Here is a 15,761-nt window from a genome sequence, read left to right on the forward strand (position 1 = left end):
AAAAAAACGCAAAGAAAAAAGCTCCCCGGCTCCGTTGAGCAAGCCGAGAAGCTCTCGTTCGTTACATAAAGGATGCGGTCGAGAGGACTCGAACCTCCACGGGGGTTAGCCCACACGGACCTGAACCGTGCGCGTCTGCCAATTCCGCCACGACCGCTCATTATCGATCGCCGTTTAGCGCAGCGACAAGATAGATCATACCACGAGCGTGATGCTTGCGTCAATCTTATTCAAAAAAAGTCCGGTTTGATGTTGCATGCGCACAAGTGTTCGTTTATAATAAGAACAGAACACAAGTTCCTACAAGGTGGTGAAGAGCATGACCGCTGTACAAACGACACGTGACGAACTTTCGTTGATCAAGAGCTACCTGCTGTTGACCCATATTCTCAAAGTCTTCGAGAACGATGCGAAAAGGCTGAAATCCGAAGCTACGGTGCATACTTCCCCTTTATATATCGAAATGATCCGCAGCGCTTCGCAGTGCGCGGCCGTGCTTCTGTCCGGCATCCGCCGAGAATTCAAAAAACGGCATATCCGGATCTGCGAAGTCAAACACGGCGAAGCCGGCGTCGATACCGACTACCTGTGCAGAGGCCTTCACGGCACGATGCATATCGACAGCGAATCTTTCCGTTCGGAGACCGATTTGCGCATGCGCGCTTACATGAGCCTGCAAACCGAACCGATCGTCACCGATTCCGGCCGCCAATCGGCGTCGCCGACAAGAACTTATCCGCAGCGCCCTTCCGCGGCCGCTCCGAGCAAGAAGAAGCTTTCGGGTTCTTACGCTTGATCATTTAAGCTCCCCCGCCTATGCAGCCGATCCGGAAAGTCCTCCCCCGACAGGTCCGGCCGGCGCATGGGATTTGCAACTCTATAGATAGGGCGAGAGGATTCCTCCGCTCGACATGGCGAAGCCCGCCTTTTCCGAAGTTCGGAAAAGGCGGGCTTCTGCGTGCGTTCGATTATTCCGCCAACGGATCGATCCGTTCTTCTTTGGACGGCTGAATCAGATAGCCGCGATCCAATTTGACGACGTTGCGATTCGGGCGCCGAATCAGGACATGGGTATCGTCCCAGGCGACCACGATGCCGCGCACGTCGTTTTCCCGGAGCGCGTCGCGCACCACGCGAACTTTTTCTCCCGAGATGCGGTAAGCGTTCAGTTGTTCGTCGCTGATCATGCGTTCTCCTTCTTTCTAAGCGAACTCGATTATCGTTGCTTCGTTAACGAAAAAGGCCCGTGCGCGCCAACAGCGCGAACGGGCCGGTTTTGGAAAATCATGCGCGAATCCGAAATCGAACGTGATCGACCCTTACTTAACGCTGGGCATGCTCTTTCGAATCCGTATTTTCGAACCAGAAGTCGAGCACTTTGGCCGACATCACGCGTTGTTCGACGTATTCCACCTGCTGCGGCGTGAATTCGTCTCTCCACGGGAACGACAACTCTTCGCACAAATCGGCGAGAGTCAACAATTCGGACCAAGCTACATAGCGTTTATACCAGAAAAATTGAGGATGTTCGATCATATAGGGATAAAGGTCATCGAATTCCGTATGCTTGCAATCGAGGGCACGCTCAAAATGGACTTTAGCGTCATTGACTTTTTTGATGAAAAATTCAGCATTTACTGTTTGTTCGCTCATGTCAGTCTTCCTCCTCTCCCTACTTACAAGGTATTATACGTAACATTATCGGAGGGGTAAAGCGGGAAATGTAGATTTTGCGACGAATTTCTTTCGGAACGAAGCCTGACGAAAAATCCGTACGTCAGTCCGCGAACACGATCCCGTCCTCTTCCAATGCTTGGATACGAACCAGAGATTCCAACCGAATTCCCTGATCGCGCAGTCCTTGCGCGCCGGGCTGAAAACATTTTTCGACCACGATTCCTACTCCGACCAATGCGGCTTCCGCGGCATGAATGATCTTCACCAGTCCGCGCGCCGCATCGCCGTTGGCGATAATGTCATCGATCAGCAGAACTCTGTCTTCTTTTTTAATAAACCGTTTAGGAAGCATTAAATCGGTCACGATCCCTTTGGTAAAAGAAGGTACCCGTTCCACGTACGAATCCGGGTCGGCGAGCAGCGTTTTTTTGCGTCTTGCGAAGATCATCGGCACGCCGAGTTCGTGGGCGACGGCAAAAGCGACCGGAATTCCGGAGGACTCGACGGTCACGACTTTCGTTACGCCGTCCGCTGCGAAGCGTGCCGCGAACTGCCGTCCCATCTCCATCGTCAGCGCCGGGTCGACCTGGTGATTCAAGATCGCATCCAGCTTCAAGACCTGCTGCGAGACGATTTCCCCTTCGCGTTTGATCCGTTCTTTTAATTCTTCCATAGGCTCAGTCCTCCAAAGATTGGATTTTCACGCGTTTTCGTAAAAATAGCATTTTGTTCGATTTTTTTCAAGGCAATAAAGCAGCTTCTTAGGGAATTTCGGCCGAATACTTGGCTTCATACCGTCTGTTGGCCGCGTCCTTCGTAACTCAGATACAATCGTTTGAGTTCGATCGCCACCCGATTCAGCGAATACTGCGATTTGGCTTTCTCGCAAGCGGTTCGCGCCAATTCGTAACGGTACGACGGATCGCCGATCACCTGCTCGAGCGCGTCGGCCAGAGCGGCCGGATCGTCCGGCGGCACGAGCAGCCCGTTGACTCCGTGCTCGATCTGCTCGGGAATCCCGCCCACGTTCGTGCCGACGAGCGCCAGACAGCAGAGCGCGGCTTCCGCGAATACGGAGCCGAACGCTTCCGCCCGCGAAGGGAGCACGAAGATATCGAAGAACGGCATAAACTCTTCGGGATGCAGCGTATAGCCGTAGAAGATCGTATCGTCGTATACCCCCAGCTCTTGCGCCATATGCTCCAACTCTTCGCGGGACGGTCCGTCGCCGATCAAATGGAGCACGTACGGACAGCCTCGCCGTTTAAGCAGCGCGCAGGCTTCCAGCAGCACGTCCAGCCCTTTGGCCGGCACAAGGCGGCAGACGGCCATGAGCTGCGTCACTTCGTTCTCGTGCGGCACCGGCTTGAACCGGCGTTCGTCGTAACCGTTCGGCATGATCTTGACCTGTTCGGGGTGTTCGATATACTGCCCCATATAACGGCGAAACGCATCGGAAACGGTAATCAATTGATCGGTCCGGGCTTCCAATTCTTTGTAGATCGAAGTCAGAAAACGATGTTCCGGGCCGCCTTCTTCGATCTTGCCGTTCAGGATCAATTCGCGTTCGTAGCTGGAGTGGGTCGTTTGCAGAACGGGCGTCTCGGGAAATACCGTCTTCATCGCCAGCGCCGCGATCGGATGATGCGCATGGATCAGATCGTAAGGCTTGGTCAGACGAAGGCGGGTCCACCAGAGATAGTCGCGGTAGGTCTGCATATATTTTTGCACGATCGGACTGTCCCCGTACTGCGTCCAATCGAAGGTCTCGAACCTTACTTCTTCGCGTCCTTTGCCGCGAATCCGTTTGGGCAAAGAGAAGATTTCCATCTCCCAACGCGCCGAAGAGAACTTCTCTTGCAGATACGGGATCATGGATGATACGCCCCCCGGCTGCTCGGGCGGGAAAAATAAAGCTTGCAGCAATCTCACAGCCAGTCCCCCTTCCGCTTCATGCGTTCTTCTATTGATGATAGCCCACAACGGAGCCAAAGGTAAAGGGCAAGCCGGAACAAAAATCGACGGATTCGGCATCTCGAAAAGCCGCCCGGCGCAAGGTCCGGACGGCTGCCGAATAAAGACGGATCGACGGCCTGCGTCGAGCGAAAACGACAGCGCGCGAGCCGGGACGCGCCTGCTCCCGCAACCGGGTGCGGCTTCTGTCCGAAACGCGAATCTGTATCGCTCCTTCTATACGGACGCCGACTTATTCGCCGCGCAGCGCCCGCAATTCGTCTTCGCTCAATTCGCGATACTGTCCGGGAGCAAGCGCGGGATCAAGTTCCAGCGGTCCCATCGTGACGCGCTTGAGGAAGATCACTTTTTTGCCGACCGCTTCGAACATGCGCTTCACCTGATGAAATTTGCCTTCCATGATCGTCAGACGAATATCCGAACGGCTTTCGTCGTCCAGCACGTAATTGCGCACGATCTCGAGTTCGGCCGGCATCGTCTTGTAGCCGTCGTCCAGCGTGACGCCGGCCGCGAACGCTTGACCGTCGGATTCGTCGACCGCGCCGAGCACGACGGCTTCGTACGTCTTCGGCACATGCTTGCGCGGCGACAGCAGTTCGTGCGCCAGCTTGCCGTCGTTGGTCAGCAGCAGCAGACCTTCGGTGTCTTTGTCGAGCCTTCCTACAGGGAACGGCTCGAACGCCAGATATTCGGTATCCAGCAGATCGACGACCGTGCGATCGTAACGATCTTCGGTCGCTGATACGACGCCCTGCGGTTTGTTGAGCAGCAGATAGACGAACTCGCGGTAACGGACCGGCTGTCCGTCGACTTCGATCGACGAAAGTTCCGGGTCCACCTGAAGGCCGCTGTCTTTGACCGTTTTGCCGTCTACCGCGATTCTGCCTTGTTTCGCCAACTTTTTGCTTTCGCTGCGCGTCGCCAAACCCAGATGCGACAAGATTTTATCGAGGCGCAGCTTCTTGCCGCTTTTCGGTTTCGGTTCTTGGTTCATCCGTTCCATCTCCATCCTGCCGGATATTCGTTTTTCAATACGCCTGCCGCCCATTTGCCCCAGCCGACGGAATAGCCGTCGATCGACACCAGCACGTAGCCTTTGGCATCCGTTCCCTCGGCGCGCGCGACGCGTTCTGCGCCGAACGTCAGCGTCTCGCCTTTGAGATACGAGACGGCTTCCGGCAGCGCGGAGCTGAGATTCAGCGTACGCGCCGATTCGATTGGTTTCAAAGCGGCGGCCAGAGCGTTCGACGGAACAAAGCGGCCGCCGGATTTGACCATGCCCAGTTGGAAGCCGGAGCGGCGAACCTTCAGGCCGAGCAGCCGCGCCGGCTCCACCGGGCAGGCGTACGCGTAGTCGCCGGAGATCAGCAGCGTGCCGTAGAGCGGCGCGGTAAGCTGCGCCGCCAGGAATTCCAGGCACGCGCGACGCACGTCGCCTTCGGACGCTTCTTCGCGGACGTAGGCGGCTTTGCTTTGTCCGCGAGCTTGGCGCGCGGACTTGTCTTCGCGGCGCGGCGATCCGGCGCCGCGCCCTTGAGGGCGGCCCTTTCCTTTGGGGCCGCCCGCGCGCCCGCCGGCTTCGGCGGCGGGCAGGTCTTCCCCGGCCCCGATGATCGGGCCGGGAGCACTTCCGGCGGCGCTGTCCGGCCGCGCCGCCCGCTCGCCCGTGTGCTCCAGCACGCACACGAAATGCCCTTCGCCTTCGGCGAGATGCGGCCAGATGCGCGCCGCCCGCGCCGTCGGCGCGAGCGCTCCCGGCCGCGCGAGCAGCGGCTCTCCGCCTTGAGCCGCTTCGTGCAGCAGCGGCGACAGCCCGCCGCCGCTCTCGACCAATTCGGCCGCCCATTCCGGCCGACCCGGAGCGAACAGCGGCGAATGCGGCAATTCGCCTACGACGAATTCCGGATGGCGCGCGAGGAACAGCGCGATCATCGCTTCGTTCTCTTCCGGCGAGAACGTGCAGGTCGAATACACGATGCGTCCTCCCGGCGCCAGCATCGACGCCACCGTATCCAGAATGTCCCGCTGCATCACGGTGCAGACTTCGACCGAATGCTTCTCCCATTGGCGAACCGCATCCGGGTCTTTGCGGAACATGCCTTCGCCGGAACACGGCGCGTCGACCAAGATCTTGTCGAAGTACGCCGGAAATTTCTCGGCGATCCGCTCCGGCGTTTCGTTCAGCACGACGACGTTGCGCGCGCCGCTCATTTCGATGTTTTTGGCCAGCGCTTTGGTCCGTTCGGCGCTGATATCGTTCGTCACCAGTACGCCCCGTCCTTGAAGCTTGGCCGCGATCTGCGTCGATTTGCCGCCGGGAGCGGCGCACAGATCCAGTACCCGGTCGCCCGGTTCGGGCCGAAGCGCTTCGGCCGGCTCCATCGCGCTCGGTTCCTGAATATAATACAATCCCGCATGGTAATACGGATGTTTGCCGGGCCGGTCGTTCTCGTCGACGTAGAACCCCGTTTCGCACCACGGAATCGGCTTAAGCGCGAACGGGCTGATCGCTGCGAAATCTTCCGTGCCGATCTTCAACGTATTGACGCGGATTCCCGCATGGCGGGGCCGTTCGTAGCTGGCGATAAAATCCTCGTATTCGCCGCCGAGCCAGTGCTGCATGCGCGACTGAAACAGCGGCGGAAGCTGGATGCTCATGAAACATTCCTCCTGAATAGGGCCGGCCGCGAAGCGGGCCGGCTTCTTTGCTTGACGACGCGCGGCGGCTCGCGAACGCGCAAAACGGCCCGCCCCGCCTCGCGGCGTTCGCCGCCGCCCGGCGGAGCGGGCCAGTCGTCTTGAATAAAGGATCAGCGATCTTCCGGTTCTTTCGGCTTGGCTTTGGGTCCCCGGCTGTAATCGGTGCGCATCGGAAGATGCGGCGCGATCCGCTCCTCGGCCGCCCGTACCTGTTCGCGCAGCTCGGGATCGGAGATCTCGATATCGAGCGGATAGAACGCGAACGGTTCTTCTTCGTACCGATCCAGCTTCGCGGCATAATCCCGGGCTTCGGCCGTCAACAGATCCAGACGTATGCCCAGACTGTCCGCGGGATAAGCCGCCAGTTTGCCCAGCGCGCTGTGCATCATCTTGCGCGCGCCCGCGATCTTGTTGTAACGTCGCGCGATGCCGCCGTTACGAAAATGATACAGCGCCACGGCGATCTGCAGCAGTCCCGAGTACAGCGGGTCGCGTCCGCGCTCCAGCCATAACTCTTCGAGCACTTCGTGGCACTCGAAGTAGTCGCGATCCCGGTTGAAATACACCAGGAAAGCCACGAACTTCGGTTCAATCTTCATTTTCCGATTCTTCCTGATGTTTGGCGGCCATCAATGCTTTGACTTCCGCCAGCATCTCTTTCATGCCGTCGAAATCGCGTTCCAAGAACGCTTCGCTGAATTTCTCCTGATACGAGATCGCTTCCGCCACCAGATGATAGGAATACAAGCGGTTGATCGTTTTGAGCAGCGTCGAGACGATGTTCGCGTCGTCTTCGAACGTCTTCTGAGCGGCCAGAATCTCTTCGCGGATGCTCGACATCTCGCTGTCGAGCACCGAAGCGGCCTGCGCCGATTTCTGAAGCCTCAGCCGCATATCGCCCGGCAGGCCGCCGCGGTACTTGTAGTTCAGCGAGTGTTCGATCGTCGCCCAGAAGTTCATCGCCAGCGTGCGGATCTGAATCTCGGCGAGCACGATCTTCTGTTCCAACGCCGTCTGGATCGGATAACGGATGATCATATGGAAGCTGCGATAACCGCTGTCTTTGTAATTGGTGATATAGTCCTTCTCGTACAGCACGGTCAGGTCTTTGCGGGCACGAATGTATTCGGCTACCCGGCGGATATCTTCGACGAACTGGCACATGATCCGGATGCCGGCGATGTCTTCGATTCCTTCTTCGAGCTTGTCCATCGGGACGTCGAGCCGCTCGGCTTTCTCCAGAATGCTGGAGATCCGTTTGACCCGTCCGGTAACGAACTCGATCGGCGCGTATTCCTCGCGCTTTTTCAGTTCGGAGCGCATCGTTTTGAACTTGACCTTCAATTCTTCGACCGTCTGTTCATATGGAAGCAAAAAAGTTTCCCAGTTTCTACCGTCCATGCTATATGCCTCCTCGTCTTCCTTCACCCTTTTAACGGTGGTCGGCACCGACCGCTTGGGAAATATGGGTGAACCCGTCTGTGTGCATCAAACGCGACAATCCGGCATGAATCTGCCGGTTGATCTCCGGCCCTTTGTAGATCAGCGCCGTATAAATCTCGACCAGACTGGCTCCGGCGCGAATCTTCGCATAAGCGTCCTCCGGCGTGAAGATGCCTCCGCTGCCGACGATCGGCAGGCGGCCTTCCGTCTGCGCGTATGCCCGCCGCACGATCTCGGTCGAGCGGCCGGTCAGCGGACGGCCGCTGAGACCGCCCGTCTCGCTTCGGTTGGCATGCGCCAGCCCGTCGCGCGACAGCGTCGTATTGGTCGCGATCAATCCGGACACGCCGCTGGCCGAGATGGCATCCACTGTCTGCTCCAAGTCTGCGTCGCTCAGATCGGGCGCGATCTTGACGAACACCGGTTTCGGCGACGCTTCGCCGGCTTGGCGGGACAGTTCGGCCGTTACGGCCGTAAGCAGCGTGCGCAGTTCGTCCCCGTGCTGCAAACGCCGCAGGTCCGGCGTATTCGGCGAACTGATGTTCACGATGAAGAAATCCGCGTACGGATACAAGATCCGAATGCAGCGTTCGTAATCGAGATAAGCCTCCTCGTTGGGCGTCGTCTTGTTCTTGCCGATATTGACGCCGATCGGAACGGGGCGCTCTTTGAGCGCGGCCAGACGCTGCGCCATGTCTTCCGCTCCTTTGTTGTTGAAGCCCATGCGGTTGACCAGAGCTCCGTCGGGCGGAAGACGGAACAACCGCGGTTGTTCGTTCCCGGGCTGACCGACCGGGGTAACCGTGCCGACTTCGAGAAACCCGAAGCCGATCGAAGAAAAGCCGGAGACCGCCTCGGCGTTTTTGTCCAGTCCTGCGGCCAGTCCGACCGGCGACGGGAACGACAGCCCGGCCACTTCCGTCGCCAGCGCTTCGTCGCGTCCGACGCCGTACATCCCGCGCAGCAGCGTCAGTCCTCCCGGCACGGATGCCGCCCGGCGCATGCCGTCAATGACGAGATGATGCGCTTTTTCGGGGTCCATCCGGAAAAAAAACGGTTTGGCAAGGCGTTCATACAGCAAAAGGCTCACTCCTATTCTTCTCTTCTCGCTCATTTAAGTTTACCCGGAACCCGATTAAAAGGAAAGTATTCCGAAGCTCGTTTTTGCCGCCGAACCCTGCATCGAAGATCGTAAAAAGCCTGCTTACAATCCGGCGAAAAGCGATTACAATAATCGTATACCGATATCAAAGGAGTCGATGACGATGACCGTCAAACGCAAACCGCCTGCTTTGCAGCAGAAAAAAGAAGAAGTCAACCGCAAAGCCGCCTTATGGATCGGCGGAAGCATCGCGCTGTTTGTTCTTGCGGTAAGCGCCCTGATCGTCTGGGCACAGCTCTGATCCTTCTATCGTTCCGGCATCACGGAACGCGCTTTCGGACAAAACCCGGCTTCGGCAACCGCCCGAGCCGGGTTTTTGAATGCATCCGTACGTAAGAAGCCGTCAGTTCAACCAATGGTACACTTTTTTGTCGTTGGTCTGATCCTGCCGATCCTGCGACTTGAACGGCTGCTTCGCAGTCAGCGTCTTTTCCGGCAGCACGTTGTCGGTCAGCGTGACTTTGGTGCCGGCCGGCGCCATATCGAACAGTTCTTCGACGTCGTCTTTGTTCATCCGTACGCAGCCGTGCGATTCGTCGCCGCCGATGCTGTCCGGCTCGTTCGTCCCGTGGATCGCGTAATCCGTATCCGACAATTGCATGCCCCGGCTGCCGAATTCTCCGTTTGGTTTGCCGTTGGGATTGACCACTTTGTCGCTGATCGCATACGTTCCCGTCGGCGTCTTGCTGCCGCCCAAGCCTACTTCGTAATTGCGCAGCAGCACGTTCCCGCTCACCAGAGCCAGACGATGGCGGGACCGATCGACGATAATCTCGAGCGGCTGCTCCAGATACGGCTTGCCGCCGAGCGTGGAAACGGCGACGGCGCGGCCTCCTTCCGCCAACGGCTTCGAAGCCTGCCCGTAAGCTTGGCGTTTCGCCAGCGTCGTCATGGCCGAGAACGAGCGTTTCATCGTCGGGGTCGATCCGGACAACACGTTGTTCGGAAACGTTCGATTCAGATCGTCCAAGCTCTGCGGCAGTCCGCCTCGGGTTTCCCGGTAAGTCCGGATCGCGGAAGCCAATACCGCAAGGCTTTCTTGTTCGTTCATCCATGCCTGCGCGGCTTTGCGTTCTTGCGAAGAGGTGTCCGCCTCGCAATCGCAGGTCTTCCGGTCGTAGCTGCGCAGCAGGGTTTCTCCGCGCTTCAAGCCGGGTTCGATCTTCGCGATCACCGGAAGGTCTTTCTGCCAGAGCAGCCATTTGCCGTCGCGCTTCATGCCCAGAACGGAAGCCGGAACCGCCCTCCCGTCCTGCAGGTAGCCCGCGGCGGCGGCACCGACCGCATCGGGCCGGCCGGCTTCGGCGGCCGTGAACAGCTCGGGCGGAAGACCGCTTGCGGGCGGCGCTTGCTCGGCGGCGCTTCGCGGACCGCCGATCCCCGGCGCTTCCGCATAGCGGAATCCGGCCAGCAGCAGCAACACGGCAAGCAAGAGCCAGTTTCGGCGCTTGGCCGCGCGTTTGGCCCGCCTGTCGGCGGCTTCGCGCAGCTTATGCTCGTATTCGGCCAGAATGTCTTCCGGAACTTGGATGTGTTCGTAGGCTTCGTAGACTTCCTGCGCCCGGTTGAAGCAGTAGTTCGCTTTCCCCGGCTGGCCGTCGGCTTCGTATTCTTTGCCGAGCAGATACCAAGCCATTTTGTTGTCCGGGTGTTCGCGCACATAAGTCTTCAAATGAGGAAAACGACTCACGGCCCTTCACTCCTTTGCCCGAAAAATGCGTCCAATTCCGTTTTCGCAAAAAAGCGCCTCCCGCCTGTACGTTCAGGAGAGAGACGCTTTATCCCGGATCTGCCCTGTATTCGGCGCTTGCGAGTCGAATCAGCCTTCTTTGTTAAACGGTTCGTCCGCGACGATGATCGAATCGGTCGGGCATCCGTCGCATGCGTCGATCATGTCTTCGTGCATGTCTTCCGGAATCGCCGTAACCCCGTGGTTGCTGTCGCCGCCGAAGATGACTTCCGCCAGACCTTCGTCGTCGTAATCGTAAATATCCGGAGCCGTCGCGCCGCATGCGCCGCACGCGATGCAGGTGTCTTTATCTACCCATGTGTATTTAGCCATGTATGTTCCCTCCTGTATACTCTCTATCGACAGTGCCGATTCTTTTTGTCGAGAAGCTGCTTTCTGCGAGAGCCTTCATCCCTCTAACTATAATATAAACCCTTTTTGATTTCAATCGTTCCTAAGGCCTTCCCGCTCTCCGTGAAAAGAAATTCCCGGGGTGCGTCCGGCTTTCATCCGCTTGCTTCCGTCGTCTTCCAACATCCCGGCCGTCATCAGCGCGTCTTCGCCGAATTTGTCGCGCAGCTTGTCCATGATCTCCGTCAATTTCTCTTTTTTCGGCTGCCGCTCGTAATCGAACAAATCGAGCTGGATGGCCGCGCTGCTCTTGTCGGTCAGGTTCTGGGCCGCCACGCCCAGCAGACGCACCGCTTTGCCGTCGTTCCAATGCCGCAGGTACAAAGCTTTCGCTTCGCGGTAAATATCGTCGGCCGCTTCCGTCGGCGTCTCCAGCGTCCGCGAACGGGTGATGGTCTTCATCTCCGGCGTGCGGATCGTGATCTGCACGGCGCCGGCCAGCAGATGCTGTTTACGCATGCGCCTCGCGACCTGATCGCTCAGATTGAGCAGCACCCGCAGCGCTTCGGCCGATTCGGTCACGTCGTACGGAAGCGTGGTCGTATGGCCGACCGATTTGCTCGGTTCGGGCACGGACTGCACTTCCGAACGGTCCTGCCCGTTAGCCGCGCGCTTCATCCAAGCCCCGAATACGCCGAAAGTCGTTTGCAGCCGCTTCTCTTCCGTCCGCGCCAGCTCGCCGATCGTGCGAATCCCCATCCGGCTCAGCTTTTCCGCCGTTTTCGCGCCCACGCCGAACAGTTCGCCGCACGGTTTATCCCATAAGGTCTGCGGCAGATCGCGGATACGCAGCACCGAGATGCCGTTCGGCTTTTTCATGTCGGAAGCCATCTTCGCCAGCAGTTTGTTCGGCGCTACCCCGATCGAACACGGCAGCGACAGTTCGTTTTGGATGCGGCGCTGAATCTCTTCGGCGATCTGGAGCGGCGTGCCGAACTGCTTCGAACCGGTAATGTCCATATAACACTCGTCGATCGACGTCGCTTCGATCATCGGCGTGTAGCTGTAGAGAATTTCGCGAAAAGCTTTCGAGTAAGCCCGATACAATCGAAAATCCGGCTTGATCAGGATGAGCGAAGGACACAGACGAAGCGCCTGGTTGGCCGTCATGCCGGTACGGACTCCTTTTCGTCGGGCCGGATAAGAACTGGTGACGACGATCCCGCGCCGCTTCTCGCTGTCGCCGGCGACCGCCGTCATCTTGCCGCGATACAGCTCCGGATGTTCCGCTTCGTGCACCGAGCAATAGAACGCGTTCATATCGACGTGCAAAATAACCCGTCCTTTCGACGGGTAATAACGGTCCACGTCCGTCATGACGCTCCTCCTTTCTCCGCTTTGTTTTCCGGTACGGATCCTGATTCTATTTTACACGATTCCGCGCTTCTTCGAGCCGCTCTCCGTAAGTTTCTCCCCATTCTTTCATGAACAGGATCATCGGTTCGAGCGTGCGGCCGAACGCCGTCAACGAATATTCGACGCGGGGCGGGACTTCGTTGTACGCTTCGCGGTGCACCAGCCCGTCGCGTTCCAATTCGCGGAGCTGCAAGGTCAGCATGAACGGCGTGATATTCGGATACAGTTTGCGGAATTCGTTGAATCTTCGAGGACTTTCCAGCAGATGGTACAGCAGGATTCCTTTCCATTTCCCGCTGATCGCGGTCAGCGTCGTGCCGACCGGACATCCTTCGAGCGTAGGCGCGAGTTTGGTTCGATGCATCGGATTCCCTCCCTTCGGCGGTACGGTTCAGGTACTATTTTTAGAACCCGGTTTGAAAAATCTGCGTACTTCTCAAGTCGGCGCCTTCTTTCTATACTAGCACATAGCGAACCGGGCCCGGAGCGCGAAACCGCAAAAAGCGAAGAAAGGATGATCGATCCATGAAAGCCGTCGTACACCGAGGATTGGGCGGACAGGAGCTTCTCGCGTATCGGAACGTTCCCGATCCGGTGCCCGATCCCGGAGAAGTTGTCGTCCATTTGAAAACCGCCGGATTGAACCATCGCGACTTATTCGTGATGAAAGACCGCGCGCATCCCGAACGCGAATGGATTCCCGGCTCGGACGGAGCCGGAATCGTCGAAGCGGTCGGAGCGGGCGTCGAAAACGTTCGCCCCGGCGATCGCGTCGTCATTCATCCGACGCTCGGTTGGGAGCGCGCCGACGAAATCCCGGAAGTGCCCGCCATTCTGGGCGGCCCTTCCGCGGGCACGTTCGCCGAACTCGTCGCCGTTCCCGCCGCGAACGTCTTCGCCAAGCCCGATTTCCTGACTTGGGAAGAAGCGGGCGTGCTGCCGCTGTCCGCGCTCACCGCTTATCGCGCTTTGTTCGGCCGGGGCCGACTGAAGCCCGAAGAGTCTCTGCTCGTCACCGGCATCGGCGGCGGCGTCGCCACTTACGCGCTGATGATGGCCAAAGCGGCAGGCGCTTCGGTCGCCGTCACGTCCCGAAGCGCGGACAAGCTGCGCAAAGCTCTCGCGCTCGGCGCCGATCTCGCGCTGGACAACGCCGCGGACTGGGCAAGCGTTCCCGGCATGCGCAAAGCCGATTTGATTCTCGACAGCGTCGGCGGCGCGTTGTTCCCCCGTTTTTTCGCGCTGCTGAATCCGGGAGGCCGAATCGTCAGCCTCGGAGCCAGCAGCGACGCGCGGATCGAGCTGTCTTTGCGCGAATTATTTTTCTCGCAGTTCGGTTTGATAGGCACTTCGATGGGCAGCCGGGAAGAATTTATCGAGATGCTGCATTTCGTCGAGACTCATCGTATCCGTCCTGTCGTGGACTCCGTTCGCCCGCTGTCCGACGCGGCTTCGGCATTCGATCGGTTGGTATCCGGGAGCCAGTTCGGCAATCTCGCGATTCGGATCTCCGACTGACCTTGGCGGCCGCGTCCTTCATGCGCGGACAGCGCTTCAACGCTCCTTTTTCGTCCGCAAAAATTGTTAACCCGACTACTATACCGGTTTAAAGCGTTCATGTTATAATCGACAATTAATACGGACGGAAGGGAGCAGTTCCATGACACGGTCCATCACCATTTTCGATACGACATTAAGAGACGGCACGCAGGGGGAAGGCATCAGCCTGTCGGCCGACGATAAACTGAAGATCGCCGCCAAGCTCGACGAACTCGGCGTTCATTATATCGAAGGAGGCAACCCGGGCAGCAACGGCAAAGACGTGGAATTTTTCCGTCGCGTGCAGGAGCTGGGTCTCAAAGCGAAGATTACCGCGTTCGGCAGCACGCGCCGCAAAGGCGCTTCGGCCGAAGACGACGAAAACCTGAAACGCATCGCCGAATCGGGCGCGCAAGCGGCAACGCTGGTGGGCAAGTCTTGGGACTTCCATGTCCATACGGCGCTTCAGACCACGCTCGAAGAAAATCTCGCGATGATCGAAGACTCGATCCGTTATCTCAAAAAGCGCGGATTGGAAGTCATTTTCGACGCCGAACATTTCTTCGATGGATACAAACATAATCCCGACTACGCCAAGTCCGTGCTGCGCGCCGCTTCGGACGCCGGAGCCGACTGGCTGGTGCTCTGCGACACGAACGGCGGCACGATGCCGGGCGAGATCCGAAGCGCGGTAGAAGCGCTGTCGGCGGAGATGCCGGACGCTCGGCTGGGCATCCACACGCACAACGATTGCGAACTTGCCGTCGCCAACGCGTTGAGCGCGGTAGCCGCGGGCGCTCTTCAAGTGCAGGGCACGATCAACGGTTACGGCGAGCGCTGCGGCAACGCCAATCTGTGTTCGGTCATTCCGAACCTTCAATTGAAGTTTGGCCTGAACTGCCTGCCCGAAGAAAAGCTGGCGCTGCTCGTTCCGACGGCCCGTTACGTCAGCGAGATCGCCAACGTGCATATGCCGAACGGGCAGCCGTATGTCGGCAGCGCGGCGTTCGCGCATAAAGGCGGCATCCATGTCTCCGCGATCCTGCGCGATTCCCGCACGTACGAGCATATCTCTCCCGAACGTGTCGGAAACAAACAGCGCGTGCTCGTCTCCGAACTTGCCGGCCAGAGCAATTTGATCTCGAAAGCGCAGGAACTCGGCATCGAGCTCGATCCCAAAAGCCCTCAGGCTTCCGAGACGATCAACCGGATCAAAGATCTGGAACATCGCGGCTATCAGTTCGAAGGCGCCGATGCTTCGCTCGAACTGCTGCTGCGCGAAGCGGACGGCGAAGTGCGAGAGCTGTTCACGTTCGAGTCGTTCAAGATGCTGGTGGAGAAATCGGCCGGCAAACCCGTCGTATCGGAAGCGTTCGTCAAACTGCGGATCGGCGGCGAAAGCCTCTACACGGCCGGCGAAGGCAACGGTCCGGTCAACGCGCTCGATAACGCGCTCCGCAAAGCGCTGCTGCAATATTATCCGAAGCTCACCGATATGCATCTGAGCGACTACAAAGTCCGCGTGCTGGACGACAAAGAAGCGACCGCTTCCAAAGTTCGCGTCTTGATCGAATCCCGCGACGCGAAGAATGCTTGGAGTACCGTCGGCGTGTCCGGCAACGTGATCGAAGCCAGTTGGGAAGCGCTGGTCGACAGCATGCGCTACGCGCTGCTCGGCCAAGAACCGCAAGGATCGGGACCGGGGACGTATACGGCCGAACCGAGACCCGGCCTTCTCAATCATTGATCTTTGGGCCGGCGCAACAAAAA

At 58.5% G+C, this 15,761-nt stretch carries 17 protein-coding genes and 1 tRNA gene; 4 read left to right on the forward strand and 14 right to left on the reverse strand.

Annotation, left to right across the window (positions count from 1 at the left end; all coding sequences use genetic code 11):
• Window positions 1-73: 73 nt before the first annotated feature.
• Window positions 74-157, reverse strand: a tRNA-Leu gene (locus tag CDO73_RS23540).
• A 162-nt stretch (window positions 158-319) separates the two neighbouring features.
• On the opposite strand from CDO73_RS23540, the gene CDO73_RS23545 reads away from it, so the two are divergent.
• Window positions 320-796, forward strand: coding sequence for a YhjD family protein (locus tag CDO73_RS23545; protein ID WP_088490960.1), 477 nt, complete (start codon window positions 320-322; stop codon window positions 794-796).
• Between the two features lie 172 nt (window positions 797-968).
• Here the strand turns inward: CDO73_RS23545 and CDO73_RS23550 are convergent, their stop codons facing one another.
• The 9 genes from CDO73_RS23550 to CDO73_RS23590 form a co-directional block, all read right to left on the reverse strand.
• A complete protein-coding gene (locus CDO73_RS23550) occupies window positions 969-1,187 on the reverse strand; it encodes a hypothetical protein (RefSeq protein WP_088490961.1) in 219 nt (72 codons plus the stop codon).
• Window positions 1,188-1,323: 136 nt separating this feature from the next.
• Entirely contained in the window at window positions 1,324-1,653 is a 330-nt protein-coding gene (locus CDO73_RS23555; RefSeq protein WP_088490962.1) for a hypothetical protein, read from the reverse strand.
• Between the two features lie 124 nt (window positions 1,654-1,777).
• Entirely contained in the window at window positions 1,778-2,350 is a 573-nt protein-coding gene (locus CDO73_RS23560) for a xanthine phosphoribosyltransferase (RefSeq protein WP_088490963.1), read from the reverse strand.
• 116 nt (window positions 2,351-2,466) lie between these two features.
• Complete coding sequence (locus CDO73_RS23565) at window positions 2,467-3,609, reverse strand: glycosyltransferase family 4 protein (RefSeq protein WP_088490964.1); 1,143 nt, start codon at window positions 3,607-3,609, stop codon at window positions 2,467-2,469.
• A 274-nt stretch (window positions 3,610-3,883) separates the two neighbouring features.
• Window positions 3,884-4,645 carry a pseudouridine synthase gene (locus tag CDO73_RS23570; protein ID WP_088490965.1) on the reverse strand — a complete coding sequence of 254 codons (762 nt, stop codon included), beginning with the start codon at window positions 4,643-4,645 and terminating at the stop codon, window positions 3,884-3,886.
• On the reverse strand, window positions 4,642-6,309 hold the full coding sequence (locus CDO73_RS23575) for an RsmB/NOP family class I SAM-dependent RNA methyltransferase (protein WP_088490966.1): 1,668 nt from the start codon (window positions 6,307-6,309) through the stop codon (window positions 4,642-4,644). The genes CDO73_RS23570 and CDO73_RS23575 overlap by 4 nt, the downstream gene beginning before the upstream one ends.
• A 152-nt stretch (window positions 6,310-6,461) precedes the next feature.
• Window positions 6,462-6,950 (reverse strand): DUF309 domain-containing protein, encoded by a 489-nt coding sequence (locus tag CDO73_RS23580; RefSeq protein ID WP_088490967.1) that lies wholly within the window; start codon window positions 6,948-6,950, stop codon window positions 6,462-6,464.
• Window positions 6,940-7,752 (reverse strand): GTP diphosphokinase, encoded by an 813-nt coding sequence (yjbM, locus tag CDO73_RS23585; protein ID WP_088490968.1) that lies wholly within the window; start codon window positions 7,750-7,752, stop codon window positions 6,940-6,942. Before yjbM ends, CDO73_RS23580 begins: the two co-directional genes overlap by 11 nt.
• A gap of 31 nt (window positions 7,753-7,783) precedes the next feature.
• Window positions 7,784-8,875: a quinone-dependent dihydroorotate dehydrogenase gene (locus tag CDO73_RS23590; protein WP_088490969.1), complete on the reverse strand. Its 1,092-nt coding sequence runs from the start codon at window positions 8,873-8,875 to the stop codon at window positions 7,784-7,786.
• Window positions 8,876-9,059: 184 nt separating this feature from the next.
• Here CDO73_RS23590 and CDO73_RS26900 point away from each other — a divergent pair, with 184 nt between their 5' ends.
• Window positions 9,060-9,197: a hypothetical protein gene (locus CDO73_RS26900; RefSeq protein WP_179218822.1), complete on the forward strand. Its 138-nt coding sequence runs from the start codon at window positions 9,060-9,062 to the stop codon at window positions 9,195-9,197.
• 102 nt (window positions 9,198-9,299) lie between these two features.
• Here CDO73_RS26900 and CDO73_RS23595 read toward each other — a convergent pair whose 3' ends face one another.
• The 4 genes from CDO73_RS23595 to CDO73_RS23610 form a co-directional block, all read right to left on the reverse strand.
• A complete protein-coding gene (locus CDO73_RS23595) occupies window positions 9,300-10,646 on the reverse strand; it encodes a L,D-transpeptidase (RefSeq protein WP_256972826.1) in 1,347 nt (448 codons plus the stop codon).
• A 129-nt stretch (window positions 10,647-10,775) separates the two neighbouring features.
• Entirely contained in the window at window positions 10,776-11,018 is a 243-nt protein-coding gene (locus CDO73_RS23600) for a ferredoxin (protein WP_088490970.1), read from the reverse strand.
• Between the two features lie 111 nt (window positions 11,019-11,129).
• Window positions 11,130-12,413: a DNA polymerase IV gene (locus CDO73_RS23605; RefSeq protein ID WP_088490971.1), complete on the reverse strand. Its 1,284-nt coding sequence runs from the start codon at window positions 12,411-12,413 to the stop codon at window positions 11,130-11,132.
• A 46-nt stretch (window positions 12,414-12,459) separates the two neighbouring features.
• Window positions 12,460-12,816, reverse strand: a complete 357-nt coding sequence (locus tag CDO73_RS23610; RefSeq protein WP_088490972.1) for a winged helix-turn-helix transcriptional regulator — start codon at window positions 12,814-12,816, stop codon at window positions 12,460-12,462.
• Between the two features lie 161 nt (window positions 12,817-12,977).
• Between CDO73_RS23610 and CDO73_RS23615 the strand changes: the two genes are divergently transcribed.
• Together CDO73_RS23615 and cimA are read left to right on the forward strand one after the other, a co-directional pair.
• A complete protein-coding gene (locus tag CDO73_RS23615; RefSeq protein ID WP_088490973.1) occupies window positions 12,978-13,970 on the forward strand; it encodes a zinc-binding dehydrogenase in 993 nt (330 codons plus the stop codon).
• Between the two features lie 142 nt (window positions 13,971-14,112).
• The gene (gene cimA, locus CDO73_RS23620) at window positions 14,113-15,738 is read left to right on the forward strand and encodes a citramalate synthase (protein ID WP_088490974.1); all 1,626 of its coding nucleotides are present in this window, start codon (window positions 14,113-14,115) and stop codon (window positions 15,736-15,738) included.
• Window positions 15,739-15,761: the final 23 nt, after the last annotated feature.

This window comes from Saccharibacillus sp. O23 (genome assembly GCF_002205895.1).
Classification (GTDB): domain Bacteria; phylum Bacillota; class Bacilli; order Paenibacillales; family Paenibacillaceae; genus Saccharibacillus.

Bases quoted from the DNA above. Each gene is read 5' to 3' on its own strand.
- CDO73_RS23580 (WP_088490967.1), bottom strand. From the start codon at position 6,950: ATGAAGATTGAACCGAAGTTCGTGGCTTTCCTGGTGTATTTCAACCGG.
- CDO73_RS23545 (WP_088490960.1), top strand. From the start codon at position 320: ATGACCGCTGTACAAACGACACGTGACGAACTTTCGTTGATCAAGAGC.
- CDO73_RS23610 (WP_088490972.1), bottom strand. From the start codon at position 12,816: ATGCATCGAACCAAACTCGCGCCTACGCTCGAAGGATGTCCGGTCGGC.
- CDO73_RS23615 (WP_088490973.1), top strand. From the start codon at position 12,978: ATGAAAGCCGTCGTACACCGAGGATTGGGCGGACAGGAGCTTCTCGCG.
- cimA (WP_088490974.1), top strand. From the start codon at position 14,113: ATGACACGGTCCATCACCATTTTCGATACGACATTAAGAGACGGCACG.
- CDO73_RS23550 (WP_088490961.1), bottom strand. From the start codon at position 1,187: ATGATCAGCGACGAACAACTGAACGCTTACCGCATCTCGGGAGAAAAA.
- yjbM (WP_088490968.1), bottom strand. From the start codon at position 7,752: ATGGACGGTAGAAACTGGGAAACTTTTTTGCTTCCATATGAACAGACG.
- CDO73_RS23555 (WP_088490962.1), bottom strand. From the start codon at position 1,653: ATGAGCGAACAAACAGTAAATGCTGAATTTTTCATCAAAAAAGTCAAT.
- CDO73_RS23570 (WP_088490965.1), bottom strand. From the start codon at position 4,645: ATGAACCAAGAACCGAAACCGAAAAGCGGCAAGAAGCTGCGCCTCGAT.
- CDO73_RS23605 (WP_088490971.1), bottom strand. From the start codon at position 12,413: ATGACGGACGTGGACCGTTATTACCCGTCGAAAGGACGGGTTATTTTG.
- CDO73_RS26900 (WP_179218822.1), top strand. From the start codon at position 9,060: ATGACCGTCAAACGCAAACCGCCTGCTTTGCAGCAGAAAAAAGAAGAA.
- CDO73_RS23575 (WP_088490966.1), bottom strand. From the start codon at position 6,309: ATGAGCATCCAGCTTCCGCCGCTGTTTCAGTCGCGCATGCAGCACTGG.
- CDO73_RS23600 (WP_088490970.1), bottom strand. From the start codon at position 11,018: ATGGCTAAATACACATGGGTAGATAAAGACACCTGCATCGCGTGCGGC.
- CDO73_RS23560 (WP_088490963.1), bottom strand. From the start codon at position 2,350: ATGGAAGAATTAAAAGAACGGATCAAACGCGAAGGGGAAATCGTCTCG.